Annotated in this window: 14 protein-coding genes; 9 read left to right on the top strand and 5 right to left on the bottom strand. The window is 39.5% G+C overall.

What is annotated here, in order from left to right; genetic code table 11:
• The first annotated feature begins 556 nt into the window (after positions 1–556).
• The 6 genes from DX933_RS10095 (at position 557) to DX933_RS10070 (ending at position 4,146) form a co-directional block, all read left to right on the top strand.
• Entirely contained in the window at positions 557–1,492 is a 936-nt protein-coding gene (locus DX933_RS10095; RefSeq protein ID WP_123316302.1) for a DUF1672 family protein, read from the top strand.
• Between the two features lie 59 nt (positions 1,493–1,551).
• The gene (locus DX933_RS10090; RefSeq protein ID WP_123316301.1) at positions 1,552–1,893 is read left to right on the top strand and encodes an NUDIX hydrolase; all 342 of its coding nucleotides are present in this window, start codon (positions 1,552–1,554) and stop codon (positions 1,891–1,893) included.
• Between the two features lie 262 nt (positions 1,894–2,155).
• Positions 2,156–2,347 (top strand): DUF6366 family protein, encoded by a 192-nt coding sequence (locus DX933_RS10085; RefSeq protein WP_123316300.1) that lies wholly within the window; start codon positions 2,156–2,158, stop codon positions 2,345–2,347.
• Positions 2,348–2,440: 93 nt separating this feature from the next.
• Positions 2,441–3,022 carry a hypothetical protein gene (locus DX933_RS10080; RefSeq protein WP_123316299.1) on the top strand — a complete coding sequence of 194 codons (582 nt, stop codon included), beginning with the start codon at positions 2,441–2,443 and terminating at the stop codon, positions 3,020–3,022.
• Between the two features lie 54 nt (positions 3,023–3,076).
• Complete coding sequence (locus DX933_RS10075; protein ID WP_123316298.1) at positions 3,077–3,484, top strand: hypothetical protein; 408 nt, start codon at positions 3,077–3,079, stop codon at positions 3,482–3,484.
• Between the two features lie 161 nt (positions 3,485–3,645).
• Positions 3,646–4,146 (top strand): GNAT family N-acetyltransferase, encoded by a 501-nt coding sequence (locus DX933_RS10070; protein WP_123316297.1) that lies wholly within the window; start codon positions 3,646–3,648, stop codon positions 4,144–4,146.
• A 277-nt stretch (positions 4,147–4,423) separates the two neighbouring features.
• On the opposite strand, the gene DX933_RS18630 is transcribed toward DX933_RS10070, so the two are convergent.
• Both DX933_RS18630 and DX933_RS10060 read right to left on the bottom strand, forming a co-directional pair.
• The gene (locus tag DX933_RS18630) at positions 4,424–5,812 is read right to left on the bottom strand and encodes a M15 family metallopeptidase (protein ID WP_223805939.1); all 1,389 of its coding nucleotides are present in this window, start codon (positions 5,810–5,812) and stop codon (positions 4,424–4,426) included.
• An 84-nt stretch (positions 5,813–5,896) separates the two neighbouring features.
• The gene (locus DX933_RS10060; protein ID WP_123316296.1) at positions 5,897–6,145 is read right to left on the bottom strand and encodes a hypothetical protein; all 249 of its coding nucleotides are present in this window, start codon (positions 6,143–6,145) and stop codon (positions 5,897–5,899) included.
• A gap of 158 nt (positions 6,146–6,303) precedes the next feature.
• On the opposite strand from DX933_RS10060, the gene helD reads away from it, so the two are divergent.
• Positions 6,304–8,640 (top strand): RNA polymerase recycling motor HelD, encoded by a 2,337-nt coding sequence (helD, locus tag DX933_RS10055; protein ID WP_123316295.1) that lies wholly within the window; start codon positions 6,304–6,306, stop codon positions 8,638–8,640.
• Positions 8,641–8,841: 201 nt separating this feature from the next.
• The gene (locus DX933_RS10050) at positions 8,842–9,534 is read left to right on the top strand and encodes a hypothetical protein (protein ID WP_223805938.1); all 693 of its coding nucleotides are present in this window, start codon (positions 8,842–8,844) and stop codon (positions 9,532–9,534) included.
• A gap of 351 nt (positions 9,535–9,885) precedes the next feature.
• Here DX933_RS10050 and DX933_RS10045 read toward each other — a convergent pair whose 3' ends face one another.
• The 3 genes from DX933_RS10045 to DX933_RS10035 all read right to left on the bottom strand — a co-directional run bounded on the left by DX933_RS10045 (position 9,886) and on the right by DX933_RS10035 (position 15,205).
• Positions 9,886–10,167 (bottom strand): hypothetical protein, encoded by a 282-nt coding sequence (locus tag DX933_RS10045; protein ID WP_123316294.1) that lies wholly within the window; start codon positions 10,165–10,167, stop codon positions 9,886–9,888.
• A gap of 262 nt (positions 10,168–10,429) precedes the next feature.
• The gene (locus DX933_RS10040) at positions 10,430–11,014 is read right to left on the bottom strand and encodes a CalY family protein (protein ID WP_123316293.1); all 585 of its coding nucleotides are present in this window, start codon (positions 11,012–11,014) and stop codon (positions 10,430–10,432) included.
• A 141-nt stretch (positions 11,015–11,155) separates the two neighbouring features.
• Positions 11,156–15,205 (bottom strand): S8 family peptidase, encoded by a 4,050-nt coding sequence (locus tag DX933_RS10035; RefSeq protein ID WP_223805937.1) that lies wholly within the window; start codon positions 15,203–15,205, stop codon positions 11,156–11,158.
• A gap of 398 nt (positions 15,206–15,603) precedes the next feature.
• On the opposite strand from DX933_RS10035, the gene DX933_RS10030 reads away from it, so the two are divergent.
• Complete coding sequence (locus DX933_RS10030) at positions 15,604–15,807, top strand: helix-turn-helix domain-containing protein (protein WP_123316292.1); 204 nt, start codon at positions 15,604–15,606, stop codon at positions 15,805–15,807.
• Positions 15,808–15,810 lie beyond the last annotated feature (3 nt).

The following is a 15,810-nucleotide window of genomic DNA, read 5'->3' as shown; positions in this document are numbered from 1 at the left end:
GTCCATCTTTTAGAATGCGTGAGACGCAGGAATGGTTAAAAAACGAATCAACTGATGAATAATTATTTATTTTAGGGTGGTTCAAAATTTAATTGCGAAGTGGTTCACTTTTCACTTGCGAAATACATTAAGGCGTACGATTTTGGTGTTAGAGGACATGTTCACTTACGAAGTATTATGACTTGTTAACTAAATTATCCATTGATAGTTACACATGGTAAAGGCAATATGAATGATGCAATTTCATATATTATAACAAGCAAATTAACTCTCATGCACTGACAGAAATGTCGGTGCTGTTTTTTGTGAAAAGAAAGAATAACAAGTTCAAGTGTGTATAACTCATCTTGAGGCATCACCGTTTAGCTTAATCACCCAAAGATCTTGGTGAGGCGATCCGTGCACAGTCCTGAATTTCAATTTTCATCCTGCGTTGGGTTAACATTACTTTAATGTGATAATATGAAGTGAGATATGAATGAGTATTCAAAAAATAGTTTAAGAACTTTTTTTAAATGTAGTAGAGAATATTCTGCAAAAAGGAGCGGGGTTATTTTTGAAGGTTTTTGTAAAGGGAATCACACCACTTGTATTGGTGATATGCTCGTCTATTTTACTATTTGGATGTTCCGGTTTGGAGCGGGATGGAAAACCTAATAATGATCATGAAGGAACAAATAACAAAATGAATGCATACGAGCGGGAAAATTATGTTTCCATTCAGGAGTATACCGGCGAGGGTTTCACCTTGCGAAATGCGAATAAAAAAATAGATGGTATTATTGAGGAAAATCGAGAAGCCATTGTGAAGGCAGTGGAGACTTTTTTTGACAATGAATATCACACAGATGTAAAGGTGCATCATATCGCTAGTGCATCAGATGCTGCATCGGTATTTGTTGAATCTATTGGCGAACCCCATTTTTATACAAATGCTATTGTACCCATAGATGTTCAAAAAAACATCGTTCATACTTCCAATGTATGGTCAGAGGAAGGCCAGGTTGAAGATGGAATTAGCTGTGGATTATATGTCATGGCTTATGAAAAAGAATTTGAACAGCTTGATCGCATTTTGGAAAACTTGACTGATGAGCATCCAATTGTTGGTACCCCTTCCAAAGTAATCGAACGTGTAAAAGGGAATGGATATACAACTCCTTACTATTTCATTAGCAGTTTTGGAGATTTGTTTAAAGGGTTATTTAATACGTTTATGGAGCACCCCTCTATTTCGAAAAAGGAATTGAATGACTTTCTTAGTAAGCATGAATTTGAATCTTATGGTTTAAACTTTGGGATAGAATTTTACATGGAGGAACAAGGTCAAAATCCAAGTGAGGAAATCCATCATGCTATTGTAAAAGCGATAGAGGAAGCAGAAGGTATCCCAAATGGGGAATATTTTATTTTTTTAAATGACAACTACATTGACGGGAAACGTGGTATTGGTAAAAAGGAAAACTCATTGGAAAAAGTAATTGAAAGGTAAATATTTTTGGTAGTGTACAGTCATCCAAATAATAGTTATCTCAAATTGGAGGTATTGCCTTGGAATATTGGTTTGGTGCTGCGGGGATTTGTATGAATGATCATAAAGAAATTTTAATGATAAAGGGTTTTGATTCGGAAGGGTGGGCAGTGCCATCTGGTGGGATTAAAGAAGGTGAAAGCCCACAGGAGTGTTGTATTAGGGAAGTAAAAGAAGAAACTGGTTACGATGTGAAAGTCATTGAACCATTAAAACGTAAAGAAACAATTATTAAAGGTATAAATGTTATGACGTATTATTTTAAAGTGGAAAAAATAGGCGGAAGTATTGAAATAAATGATCTAGATGGAAATATAGCTGAAGTAGAGTGGAAAGTCTTTATCGGAAATAAAAACAATTAAACATGCATATCCAGAGGATTTAACACTATTATTAGAGCAATTTAAGGGGTAAAACAATAATAAACCTGTGTGGTATATGGAAGAAACAGTAATACGATAACGGTCAATCTAAGTCATTTATCACAGATTAAATGGCTGTAAGATCCCCATCACTTCAAGAATTTTTGTTGATAATAAGAATTGTAAGTGGGGAAGGGCGAAAACCCCACCCTCACAGATTGAAGTTTCATTTTATCCGTATAAAACTTTTAGGAGGTAGAATATGAATAACGATAACGAAACTCCTGAAGAAAGAAGAGAAAGACTAAGGCATCAGGAATTAAAGCATCCTTCCAGCAGTATTCACGGGAATAACCTATCCGACTTGGTAGGTGGTTTAGGTTGGAAGGGTACGGGGATTTTAATTCTGATAATCCTATTAGGCATTGTATGCTATGCTGCTTTCTTTCGTTGATAAGCGTTATTGTGGAAGGGAAAGCATCCTAAATCAGATAATTAGAATAATCGTAGGAGGAGAATCAAAATAAAAAGAATTTATTTCATCATATTGATATTATTATTATTTATTTTGGCTGCGTGTACAGATAAAGGATCACAATCCAACACGATTACGGTTGCAGATTTATCAGATAGAGAAGATGTCATCTTGTCTACGATTACAGATCAAGCATTTGTTTTTGACTTTAACGTAGACAGTGAATACGAAGAGGTTACTGTAAAGATGGAAAAATATGAGTTTGGTCAATTGGTAGAGCAGAGTAGAAATGAACTTACGGCAATGGTTGAAGAAACTGGTTCTATCGTTTTCTCTGCCTCAAAGACTTCTGACGAAAGTAATGAAAAAAATTTTTACATTGGAGTAGGTGGGAAGCGTGGCTCCGTTTCCAATATGAAGGCTGATAAAGAAATGGTCGATGTAAAAAATATGTCGAGCGTTTGGGGCAACTTCTCAGAAAGTAAAACATTTGAAGAAGGGAAAGAAATCGTTCTGGCGAGTATTGGTTATTCAAGCAGTGAATCTGGGGTTAGCTCATTTAATAATGATTTTTACGACAATATGGAAGCACATATGGATGAATTGGAAGAGTTTGATATTGCTTTAGTATTGAAAGCGGAGTTCGCGAAGTAGGTTTGTGTCGTAAATTACAATGTATTGAAAGCGGCTAAGGCAGGAGGGGAATGTGTGTTAAAGAGGAGAATAATTGTAGCACTACTATCGGCAATGATATTTAGTTTAACCCTTGCTTATATCTCGTACACTCCTATTGCCGAAAGGGAAGCTAATGCTTGGTATGATTCATTCGGTGCTTTTATACAAATCTATTTATTGTTTTCTGTACCAGCATATTTATTGGGTGGAGTCCCAATATCTTTGTACATTGATAAATACATAGAAAAAGGACTGATGAAACTATTTCTTTATTTAGCGGGAGGATTTTTAGTAGGTGTTGCTACCATTGCAATCAGTTTTTTGACAGTGGGACTTGAAATTTTAAAATATGGTGTTGTCGGTTCATTCGCTAGTTTGTTATTTTTTGTTCTTATGATGTTAGCGAAGCAAATCAAAGAGAATTTTACTGAGGAAGTATAAAATATTCGGTGATGAATTGCTGAAGCATGTATGGTTTATCAAGTATCTTATTTCGATAAGGTACATAGTAATTTTTCGGAATTAGTTTGGTACTTCATTATTAAAATTTAATCAGCAGTTATCGAAAATATACATTTGGTAAGCTAAAGAGAGGGAGTAAGATGATTGAATTTCGAAAGTTAACTACAAGTGATGGTACAGATGTTTTTGAAATGGTCCAAGAAATCGGAAAAGGAGAAAATGGCTTTACTAACAGTCTGTATTCGGATGATTTTTATTTATTTCAAGAAAAGTTGCTTAGAAACTATGAAATGTCAGAGGGAATAAATTTAAAACCACAATTTGTTCCTCAAACGATTTATTGGTTATATGTAGGGGGAAAACCCGTCGGTTATGGTAAGCTCAGACACTATTTAAACCAGCATTTGTTACAACACGGTGGGCATATTGGATACGCAATTCGCCCAATGGATAGAGGAAAAGGATATGCAAAGATTTTATTGAATAAATTAATCCAAGAATCTATAAATAAACAGATTAAACAAATATTATTGACGTGTTATGAAAGTAATGAGGCTTCTAGAAAGGTAATAGAATCCAATGGTGGGGAATTAAGAGATAAAAAAGAGGGTGTTTGTTTTTATTGGATTAATAATATTTAATAATATAGGTTCCAGTTTATTGTACAATTCAATTGGAAGTGTTCCTCCGCAATCGTGCGCGTTTGCTGAATAAAAGATATGAGATCATATTATCGTGTCTTTTTTTATTTTAAAAATGACAGGAGGAAAGTTAGTATTTTTGAAAAGTAAAATAGGAAGATGGGAGATAAATGGCCCATAAATTTATGATTCAGTTTAACTAACATACAGTGGAGGAAGGAAGGGCACCCACTGTATGAAGTTTCACTTTATGTGTCATGGATGTTGTCAGAAATCTTTATAGGCCAAAGTATTCCTCTAATGTCGATTGTTGATGATAGATTTTTTCGGCTAGATTTTTTCCTACATAACGGTAGTGCCAAGGTTCGTACATGTAACCGGTAATTCCTTCTTTGCCATTAGGATAGCGCAGAATAAAACCGTATTTATATGCTTCTTTTGCTAACCAATTGGTTGCTCTATTTTCTTGGAAGAATGCTCCTTGATTGTTGCGATCACCAATATCAAATGCTAAACCAGTTTGGTGTTCTGAATAACCGGGCCTTGCACTGTAGCGGTCTGCTGCTTCTTGGCCATCACGGGCAACATAATCGTTATATAAATTTTTTTGGTAATCAAATGATCGATACGTGCTAAACGCTGTTAACTCAATACCGTCTGTTTTTGCTGCTTTTGCCATTGCATTAAAAGCGCTTCTAGCTTCTCCGCTTTCACCTGGTGCATAATTTGCTGGCAGCGGGTATTTTTTACTTGCAATAACAACCCCATCGACATAGGTTGGTTTGGAAGGTAATCCATCACCGGAAGTAGGCTGTTCTTTGTCTTTCGCTGGTGCTTTTTCCTTCTTATTATGTTCCTTTTTAGTTTCGTTTTCGGACTCATTTTGTTTTGTATCTGTTTTTTCCTTTTCTTTAGCTGCAAGGCGTTCTTTTTCTTTACGTTCCTTTTCCTTACGTTCTTCTTCGACAGCGATTCGTTTCTCTTCTTCTGCTTTTTCTTTAGCAATTGCGGTGAGTTTTTTATCTACTTTGTTCAGTTCAGCTTGAAATGTTTTAACCATTTCTTCATCTTCCATTTTTTTGATGAGTTTTTCTAGTTTTTCATAATCTTTTTTTGTAAGGGAATCTATCAATTGGTCATTTTCATATAAAGAGGCAATGAATTTCTCTGTTTTTTCTATATGTTTTTCTTGAGCAATTCGCTTTTCAACTGCATCATGGATGGTTTGCAGGTTTTCAGTTTGCCTGTTGTAATATGTAGTGTATGACTCAAACGGATCGATAGATTTCTCGTATTTGGCGAGTAAATCTGTTTTTAGTTGACCATCCTGTTCCATTAAATGGTTTATTTCTTGTTCCAAATGATACATTTGACTCGCCATATCATATTGCGTAGTTAGTTCATTCAATAAGGTTTGATTGTCATCGGATACATTTTCCTTGTTATTAAGTTCCTCAAGTCGTTTGCCAACGTCATTTAATGTTTCTTCTTCAATAGAAGCATGTAGATCATCAAAGTCTTCATTATAGATTTTGGTCATATCCGCTTTAATCTGGCGTAATGCTTCCTCATCTTCTTTATTTTGTTTCGCTTGAGCACATCCTGCTAATAAAAATAGGATACTGAAAAAAATAATCCAATGTCTGATATTTTTATATAATGTCATTCAATCACTCCTGGAAGTTATATCTAATATTTACCATAACATAATATGTTTTAACATCATTATTAATTTTTCATTATATTTATATTAATTGATGCTATAAATCATTTTTTTAGCAAAGTCAGTCATAGTTTGATAGATTTTTCCGGTTCTGATTGATGTACGTATGGATGGTGTAGATTCGAAACTGGCATTTTCCTCTAAAAGAAAAAATGCTATATCTAGAGAAGCAGGTATCCCTAGAAGGGGGTGACTCTGAGCTTGTAAGGCTCTGATTGTGACAAAAGGTAATTCATTGTATTGTGGTGCAAAATAAGCAATCTTTTCCAATAACAAAAAATGCCCAACCTATTGAAAAGATCCGACATTTATGGTAAATTTATATAGATTGACTTCCTGTGATTATGTGTGCATATTAACCCTATAATAAGTATACAACATAATTCATTTGGATGTCAACCCTTATTTCTTAACTTTTTGAAGGAGGGCTTGCAATGGGGTCAGAATACCAGATGGAGCAACAAAGATTGGATGACGTGTTAAAGATCATTCAGGAGCAAATTCACAAGTCGGAGGAGGAAACGTCAGAGCGCCGTGATGAAGTTGTGAATATCCGTAAGCATTTTTGGGATGAGGTAAAGGTTAACCTCGATTCGTTCGATGATTATTTGGAGACAATCATTGGTCTAAGACAGGAGGCCCAGGCGTTATCCGTCACGCAAAGCACCCATAGACAAGCATCCAAAAAATTAGCTACGCTACGCCGAATGGAAAAATCACCGTATTTTGGACGGATCGATTTTAAAGAAAAAGGAGATGCGGATGCGGAAGAAATTTATATCGGCATTGGCACATTGACGAATGACAGTGGGGATCAATTTATTATTTATGATTGGCGGGCGCCCATTTCCAGTGTGTATTATGATTATCAGCCTGGTGCTGCTCAGTATGAAACGCCAGGTGGGACAATCGAGGGAACCTTGGAAAAGAAATGGCAATATCTCATTAAAGATGGGGCGCTTGAATCGATGTTTGATACAAGTTTGACGATTGGTGATGAGATTTTACAGCAAGTGCTGGGGAAAGGTACCGACAAGCATATGCATCATATCGCTGCGACAATTCAACAGGATCAAAATCAAATCATTCGTCATGACCACGGCAGATTGCTAATCGTTCAAGGGGCGGCTGGCAGTGGAAAAACATCTGCAGCTTTACAGCGGATTGCCTATTTATTATATAAATATCGTGATAGCTTAAATGCGAATCAAATTATTTTATTCTCTCCAAATGCGATGTTCAAAAGCTATGTATCAAATGTTTTGCCTGAGCTTGGCGAGGAAAATATGCAGCAAGTCACTTTTCAAGAATATTTAAATCACCGACTTGGTAAAATATTTGAAGTCGAAAATCCTTATGAGCAATTGGAATATGTATTGACATCCGCAAAGGATCCTGACTATCCTGCGCGTGTAGAGGGAATACGTTTTAAGGCATCCACATCATTTTTCCATGCGATGGAAGCGTATAGACAATCATTGGAAGCGGAAGGCATGCAGTTCAAATCGCTTCAATTCAGAGGGCAAACAATCCTGTCAGCAGAACAAATCTCAGGGGTGTTTTATAGCCAAGACACATCCCTTCGATTCCATAATCGACTGGAAAAATTAAGAGATTACTTACTGAAGCAAATAAAAGAAGCGCAAATAGCGGAGCGAAAAGCAGACTGGGTACAGGATGAAATTGAACTGCTCAGTGATGACGCGTATTACAAAGCGCAACGTTATTTGGCGAAAAAGAAGGGCTACGAACGGGAGGAGCTTGCTGAATATGAACCAGATCGCAAAGATTTAGCGCGACTGATTGTTCAGCAAAAATTCAAGCCATTGCGAAAGAGGGTTCGTGCATATGAATTTATCGATATGAAAGCAATATATAAACAATTATTTGCGTCTAGCCATCCAATAGAGCAGTGGTTGGATAGGGAAATACCAGCGGCGTGGTCAGACATTTGTGAGGCAACTATAACGGCAATTGATGTCGGGAAATTACCATATGAGGATGCAACTCCTTACTTGTTGTTGAATGAATTAATCCAAGGCTTTCAAACGAATCGGAACATCAAGCATATCGTTGTCGATGAGGCGCAGGACTATTCGCCTTTCCAATTCGAGTATATGAGAAGATTATTTCCAGCAGCAAGAATGACGGTGCTTGGCGATTTTAATCAAGCGATATTTGCCCATGCTGCCGATCAAGTTGATTTTCATATGTTGATGGGCCTTTATGGACCGGAACGTACTGGTTTAATTAATCTGGCCCGAAGCTATCGTTCCACCAAACCAATCATTGAATTTACGCGGCGCCTTGTACCAAATGGTGATCACATCATCCCATTTGATCGTGACGGGAAACGCCCGGCAATGAAGCAATTGGAAAATCATGATGAACTGCATCAGTGTATTGTGGAGCAGGTGGCAGCATTACGAAACGAAAACTACCAATCCATTGCTATCATCTGTAAATCTGCAGCGGAAAGTGCCAGCGCATTTGAAGCTTTATCCGCCATCGAAGGAATCAAGCTGCTGAAGACCGGAACGTTGGAATACGAGCAGGGCGTAGTAGTCGTCCCATCTTATTTATCCAAAGGCATTGAATTCGACGCAGTGATTGTATATGACGCATCCGCTAATGTGTACGACCACGAGGGCCTGCGCAGAATTTTTTACACCGTCTGTACAAGAGCCATGCACCACCTGCAGTTGTACAGTGTAGGCGAGCCCAGCCTATTATTGCAGCAGGCACTGGAGCGGGATGTAGTGGAAGGTTGAAGTGGAATAGAATAAAAAATATAGGAACGTGCAAGTGCTTTGGTGCTTGCACGTTTAGTTATGATTTGAAAATATTTGCTTTGTCATCATGCATAAAATCAGTTTCTACCGACACTTCACAAAAAGAACACTTTAGCTTCCAGTAATTTATGTTAAACTTAACTGGGGGCATTTAGTTTATAAAAGATTGGAGTTCTACACGTGAAGAAGCACAATTGTTTTATCGTACTATCTTTGTTAGCGGCATTATTGGTTATGATGTCAGCTTGTGGAAATTCAAACGACAGTGAAAAATCGGGACAAAAGAAGAAAGAGTCAGATGATGTTTCCGTGAAAGAGGATCGTACTATTTCCGCAGACCGTTCAAGAACTGCCAGCGCGAAGGATTCCGCGCCAGATAGCGAAACAAATGGCAAACAAGAATCAGAAGCCCAGTCCAAATCAGAGAAAAAAGAAACAGAAAAAGATGTGGTATTGGAAGAGGAAAAGACCAATGATTCAGAAGCAACAAAGCCATTGTCTGAATACGGTGCCAAGCAAATCGAATATGCACGCGTTTGGCTGCAACTTGGAGAAAATAAAGATACAGATGGATTGTATGCTAGACACATTCCAGCAGGCACACCACTCAATCCGGACGACGAAACAAGTGCGACCTATCCGGAAGAAGTCATTCAATTGGCAGGAGATCGATTGATTGATGGCTCTATAACATACAGTGGGAACGGTGATGGCACCATTAATATTTACAATGTGCCACTACGCTGGGACGGTCATTATCCCGCGGGGAAAAAGTTCTATAAAGACATTATTGATAAAACGCAATCTGTATACATTAATCCAGGTAACGATGAAGAAGTTATTGAAATGATAAAACGAATCAAAGTACAATGAACTGATATTTAATTTTTATAGAAAAAGGGGAGGGGCTTGTGAATCAAGCCCCTTTTTGATGTGGAAGGAAGGAATCGGTGAGCCGATTCCAACTACATTTTATTTAGACAATCAGTTCACTAGATTTGGCCAGAAAGTCGCATGTCTTGGCCCCAAACTCGCATGGGTTTAGGTGGAAGTCGCATGCCTTGGCCCCAAACTCGCATACCTTTCGTCCAAAGTCGCATGGGTTTGGGTGGAACTCGCATACCTTGGCATTATTCTCGCATAGGTTTGGCCAAAATTCGCATATCATTGACCGGAAGTCGCATGCATCAAGAGGGAAGAAATCGGCGTGGGCCGATTTCAATATCATTTAAGAAGTTCAATTTTAATAACTCTGCAAGCTCGCGCGGCAAGCGCTGAAAGTCGAGCATCGAACGGCAAAAGTCGAGCACCAACCACCCAAACTCGCGCGCCAACCATCCCAACTCGAGCGCCAACCACCCAAACTCGCGCACCAACCACCCAAACTCGGGCACCAATCATCCCAACTCGAGCACCAACCACCCAAACTCGCGCACCAATCATCCCAACTAGAGCGCCAGCCACCCAAACTCGCGCACCAATCACCCCAACTCGCGCGCCAACCACCTAAACGCGGGCACCACTCATCCCAACTCGAGCGCAAGCCACTCAAACCCACGGCTCTACCTCATACAAAAGGAAGTGCATTTGTAAATAAAGAAGGAATCGGCTCGCCGATTCCTCCATTCTAGGTTTATATTTGTTTGTCTGGAATGGAAATCCGTTACTGGATAGGTTTATCACAGATTAACAGCCGGTAAAGGCCTGATTCGTTCAACTAAAAATCAGTGGGGAAAGTGTGAAATTCCCCACTGATTGAAGTTTGACGTTATTTTTCTTCACCGATTCCTTGGACTGCTTTGAATGTCCAGGCAAGTCTGAGGGAGTCGCCTTGGAATTGATTTTGGTCTTCTCCGTTGTCTACAAAGTTGAATTTGACGGAGAAGTCATCGATTGTATCTACTGGTAGTCCTTTTTCAAATTGTGGATCAAATATATGTTCATTGATTGCTTCAGGTGTCATGGTTTTTAATTCGGCTAATGTTGTTTCGTAAATGACCTCATCTAATTTGTCGGCGTTGTATAGAAATTCTACTTGGATATGTTCGCCGAAATCTTCTGTGTTGTCGCCGTTTGCATCGATGATTGTATAGTCTGTTTCAAGAAATACTTTTTCGATGTCCAGGGTACCGTTGTTTTGCAGTTCAAAGGTTCTAACCATCCAGTCACCTGGTTTTAAGTTTTCAACGTTAATGATTTCCGTTGGCTCAATCGCTAAATCTAGTGTTCCGGCAGCGAATGTATTGTTGCTCACTTCGCTGTCACTAAAATATGCATATGTTCCTCCCGCAATTAATGATAGTCCTAGTGTTGCTGACATAATTCCCATACCTAGCTTCTTTCTCATTCTCACGCTATATTCCTCCTCATATTTATCCAGACGACATTATTTTTGATAAAATTATCTCTATACGTTGCTGTTCTAGATTTAAACTGCTTCCCTGTGACTTGTGTTAATTTTGCCACAGGGAGCAACTTATAAATTGTTATTCACTTATTCCCATGCTTTCCTTACATATTCCGCATCAGCGTTAAATAGGTTATACGCTTTGCCGGATATGGTTTCTTGATTTACATGGTGTTCCAATAATTGCTGCAATCCATCAATGTGCTTGACTACCTTGTCAGCGGATTCAGTTTCTTCAAATCGTTTGAGTGTAGTTAAGTGCATCTCCAGAGCACGAGCTGCAGCTGGGCTCACATTTCCATCTTCTTTAAATACATTTAGCATTGCCTGCATTTCTGCGGCACCACTAAGTGTTACGTTGTATGCATCGATGATTTCTTGTGTAATCTTATTGCCTGCATCATCAGAAGCATTTGCTTTTAATGAGATGGATACAGCATTTTTAGGTACATCCAATTGTGCAATTGCATTTTGTCCATCTTTGGTTAAGGCTATCTCTTCCCAGGTTTTACCTTGATCATAAGAAGCTTGAAGTGTCGTTTCATCGATATTTCCATAGCCGCCTACACCAGGAATTTTCGTCACATCTAGTGTTAATTCTGCCGTGCGACCAGCAATTAAGTGACCTGCGCTATTCATATCAGTTTTATAGTTTAGTGAAAGTAGTGGAAGATCGACATTACGGGAAACTCCACCTTCTGACCAAAATGTCCACTCTGTACGGGTCTGTGTAGATGTATTCCAATGTTCACCATTTGTTGTTTCACTTACTAGACGATATTCAAGGTTTTCATCTGGTAGTTCATCCCACGTTATGAGCATTTGTCCTTTTGCTTCACCTAAGAGTGAATGATCTTGATAAAGTTTAAGGTTTTGTAATGCGGATTGCTTATTCCAATCAGACATCCAACCGGTGTGTTGTTCTCCAGCATCCGCTTGTGCAGGTACGTTAAACTGAAATCCACCATAATTATCCTGGAATGGTGTCCAGAATCCGAGTCCAAATCTTGGCTGGATGACAGGGGAGAACCAGTTTTCCTGTAACCGTTCGCCAGGATTATAATTTACTTCAATTCCGCGAATCTCCCAAGAGTTCTCAGCAGTGTATGGGTTCGTACCGTCTGGCATTTCAGCTTGCTGATACCACGTGGATCCTTCTGTCGCAGACACCCATTCCTCTCTTACCATTGGCAAGGAAATTGGTTCTTGGAATCCCCAAGCGCGGACCGAATGACGACGGCGGTCATATCTGAATTCTGTTCCAATTGCTTGTTCATCTGCAATATAGGTGCTATCAATTTTCACCAAATCCTCCGGGTCAGGTGCATAATTCAAATCTGCCGGAATCCCGGAAACATGTGCATCTACAAGATCATAGACATATGGTGAATCCTGTGTTCCTTCCACATCCAGTGTGACGCCACCTTGTTCGATTTGTGCAATTAATGCATCTCCTTCTTGTCCATTGATGGATGCGACAGCAAGTGGGATAAGCGCATCATCACTCCCTACCAGTTCATTAAAATGTCCTGGACTGTTATTGGCAATGAGGAGCAATTTTGCACCAGCATCCAAGGCTACATTTGCCTGTTCATCGGCTGTCATATCCGGATTACGTTTTACAACAACTGCTTTGTCTGTTACATCTAAATCCTGATAGGCATCTGCAGCACCATTTTCAGCATAGACTGCTTCCAAGGTCTGTTTTCCATTAAATGTCTTCATGCCAGGAAGCGGTGTAATTCGTAATGCTTGCTCATTCTTGCTAATTGACAAGATTGGTTTGATGAGACGCCAGCGTGACAGCATTTCAAATTCACCTTTTTCAACTGCATTTGTTGGTACTGCATATGTTTTTTCTAAATGTGGTACCATATAAAGGCTGTTAATGCTTGCGCCATCTAGTTGACGAAAATATTCTAAGCGGTGATAGGACGTATCTGCCTCTTTAGGAATATCTACCGTAATTTCATTTGCTTGTTGCGCATCTAATGCTACTGTTACAGGCTGATCCAACGTGATTTCTGGATTGCCAACTAATGCAACACCTTCATTGGAGGTTCCTACATCTACATCCATCATGGACATAGCCGAGTAGTTTCCTTTTGGCAGTCGTACTTCAGCGGAACCAATGACTGTCACATATTCTGGAACTCGCAACGTTGGTCCAATAATTTCCACATAGGCTACACCAGGGGAGCCATCGCGATTCGTCGCTTCAAGTGTTAAAGGATATTTTTCCTCTTCTTTCACCATGCCAATCGAAGTGTGAACAACTGTTGTTCCATCCAGGTCGGCATTTAAATACCCCCAATATCGTGTACCTGTTTCGCCAAAATTCGGGTCAAGGGTTACGATAATTTCCGTGTTTCCATTTGCAGGGACAGTAATTTGTGCATCAGATAATTGCAGCATTCTTTCTGGTGCTTCGGTGCCATTATCTGTTGTAAACGTTGTGGATAAATCCAACGTTACATCTTGGTCTCCGTAATTCGTGTACGTAACCGTTTTTTCAACAGGTTCCGCATCATCATGTGGCCATTTAAATAAACCATAAGAGAGTGGACCGGACGCTGTAATGTCAGCGGATAGCGTTGTTGCAATATCTAATCTTCCCGTACCAACCTGGTGTGGCTGATAATCTCCTAATTGTTCGGTCGTACTCATCATCGCATGTTTGATTTCTGTCGCTGACCATTCTGGATGCTTTTGCTTCAAAATGGCTGCTGCGCCTGCTACATGCGGGGAGGCCATAGAGGTTCCGCTCATGCCAAGATAATCTCCACTACCAACCCCAGCGAACTGTGAGCGTGCAGCAATAATTTCTTCACCTGGCGCCACAAGATCTGGCTTCATTGCCATATCACCAATTCGTGGTCCCATACTGGATAGTGGTGCCAGATTATCTGATTTATCGACATTTCCAACTGTCAATGCCGCATCAGCAGAGCCCGGAGAACCAATGCTATGCTCCATGCCAGCATTTCCAGCAGCAACTACAAATAGTACATCTTTTGCTTCACTAATTTGATTCAATGCTTGTGCCATTGGGTCTGTTCCATCTGTTGGATAATTACTGCCCAGGCTCATGTTTACAATATCAGCATGGTCTGCAGCCCATTCCATCGCAGATATAATCCATGACTCCTGGCCAAAACCAGTATCGTCCAATACTTTTCCAGTGATTAAATCGGCTCCTGGGGCAACACCAGTGTACAATCCATCTGATGCAGCGCCGTTTCCAAGAACTGTGGACGCGACATGTGTACCATGTCCATGCCGATCCATTCCGTCGTCATTCGGGACAAAGGTCTCCATCTGTTTTAATTGGCTGGCAACATCTGGATGCTCATTATCAATCCCGGTATCCAGTACGGCTACAGTGATTCCTTCACCGTCGAAACCAGATTCCCATGCATCAGGCGCACCAATTTGTGGAACGCTTTCGGCAAGGGTAGCTTCTACTTTTCCATCCAGCCAAATTTTCTCAATGCCATCGGAAAAGGAAGCTTCTGCGCTGCTAAGACGCAGTTTTTGTTTGTTGTCGGAAGCTGCTGTAATTTGATCCCAGAAAGTGGCTGCTTCTTCTTTATCTTCCAGTAATGCTATACTTTGAATACTTTCTAGTGCAGTTATATGACTGGCACCCGTAAAAGTTTTTGTAGCAGAGAATGCTTTTGCTTTAGGTTTTTCTTCATATTGAATAATTAATGGCAATGTATCCCGGCTGCTATCGTCATATTCAAATTCAATTAATGAGGTGATATTAAACAGCTCTCGATCTAAAAGGCCAGATGCAAGATAGGGCATTGCCCCATCTGGAATGACGTAGGTATCATCCCCAACGGTATGCATGCGGATACCTTCATTCGTGCCGCTGGGTGATTCAACGGTAACGACACTGTCGCCGCCTTCTATATCGGTTACTGTAACAACGTCACCAGTAATTAAAGTAATGACATGTTTATTTGTTTCAGCCTTGCCGGGCGTATGTTGTTGTTTATCTTTGGAGGTAGAATTCATTAACGCATTTGAAGCTGGTGGTTGAATAAATACAGCTAATAGAAGGGAAAAAAGGATAAAGCACAGTGTAAATGAAACAATACCTATTTTTTTCAATTTAGCATGAAACTTCATAGTTTTTCTCCTTTCAATAAATGGTCAACTGCGTCTTAGAAAAATCCTCCTTCCATAAGAAATAAAAAGGGCCGCCAAATTGGAAATGAAATGTGGACTATAGGCAACATTTAGACAATAATGACGACAATGATGGGAAATGGTAAAATTATTGGTAAGTATTTGCCTTTTTTCAACATCTACATGTTTAAACTAGCAATCTAGCAACCCTTAAACTTAGGATAACGACGCATCATTTATGAAGCAATGGGGGTTTTATTTTGAGGCTTTTCTACTATTCCAACTCAAATTTTCCTAACAGTTCGATTATTTTGAGAAGTAATTATATACAAAAGTCCCGAAATCATGGTATCCGAGTTGGGGTTTTCTAATGTTTTGTTTAAATAGGAGGGTGCAAAATGAAAATATTGGAAGGGAAAATTATTAAATTTTATCGGGAACTCCAGCAATTGAGACAAAAGGACCTGGTAGAAGGTGTATGCTCAACGACCCATATTAGTAAAATAGAGAGGGGACAGACGGAGGCGTCAGGCGAAACGGTCGAGCTTATATCCGAACGACTCGGAATTGATATGCACGAGCAATTAAAAATTTATGCTTAGATC

The sequence above is a fragment of the Ornithinibacillus gellani genome, from assembly GCF_003730295.1.
Taxonomy (GTDB): Bacteria; Bacillota; Bacilli; order Bacillales; family Amphibacillaceae; genus Ornithinibacillus_A; species Ornithinibacillus_A gellani.
The sequence above is the reverse complement of the archived record's forward strand: the minus strand, read 5'-3'. Positions and strand labels throughout refer to the sequence as shown.

Excerpts from the sequence above, each read along its gene's own strand:
- DX933_RS10085 (WP_123316300.1), top strand. The coding sequence starts at position 2,156 with ATGAATAACGATAACGAAACTCCTGAAGAAAGAAGAGAAAGACTAAGG.
- DX933_RS10070 (WP_123316297.1), top strand. The coding sequence starts at position 3,646 with ATGATTGAATTTCGAAAGTTAACTACAAGTGATGGTACAGATGTTTTT.
- DX933_RS18630 (WP_223805939.1), bottom strand. The coding sequence starts at position 5,812 with ATGACATTATATAAAAATATCAGACATTGGATTATTTTTTTCAGTATC.
- helD (WP_123316295.1), top strand. The coding sequence starts at position 6,304 with ATGGGGTCAGAATACCAGATGGAGCAACAAAGATTGGATGACGTGTTA.
- DX933_RS10035 (WP_223805937.1), bottom strand. The coding sequence starts at position 15,205 with ATGAAGTTTCATGCTAAATTGAAAAAAATAGGTATTGTTTCATTTACA.
- DX933_RS10030 (WP_123316292.1), top strand. The coding sequence starts at position 15,604 with ATGAAAATATTGGAAGGGAAAATTATTAAATTTTATCGGGAACTCCAG.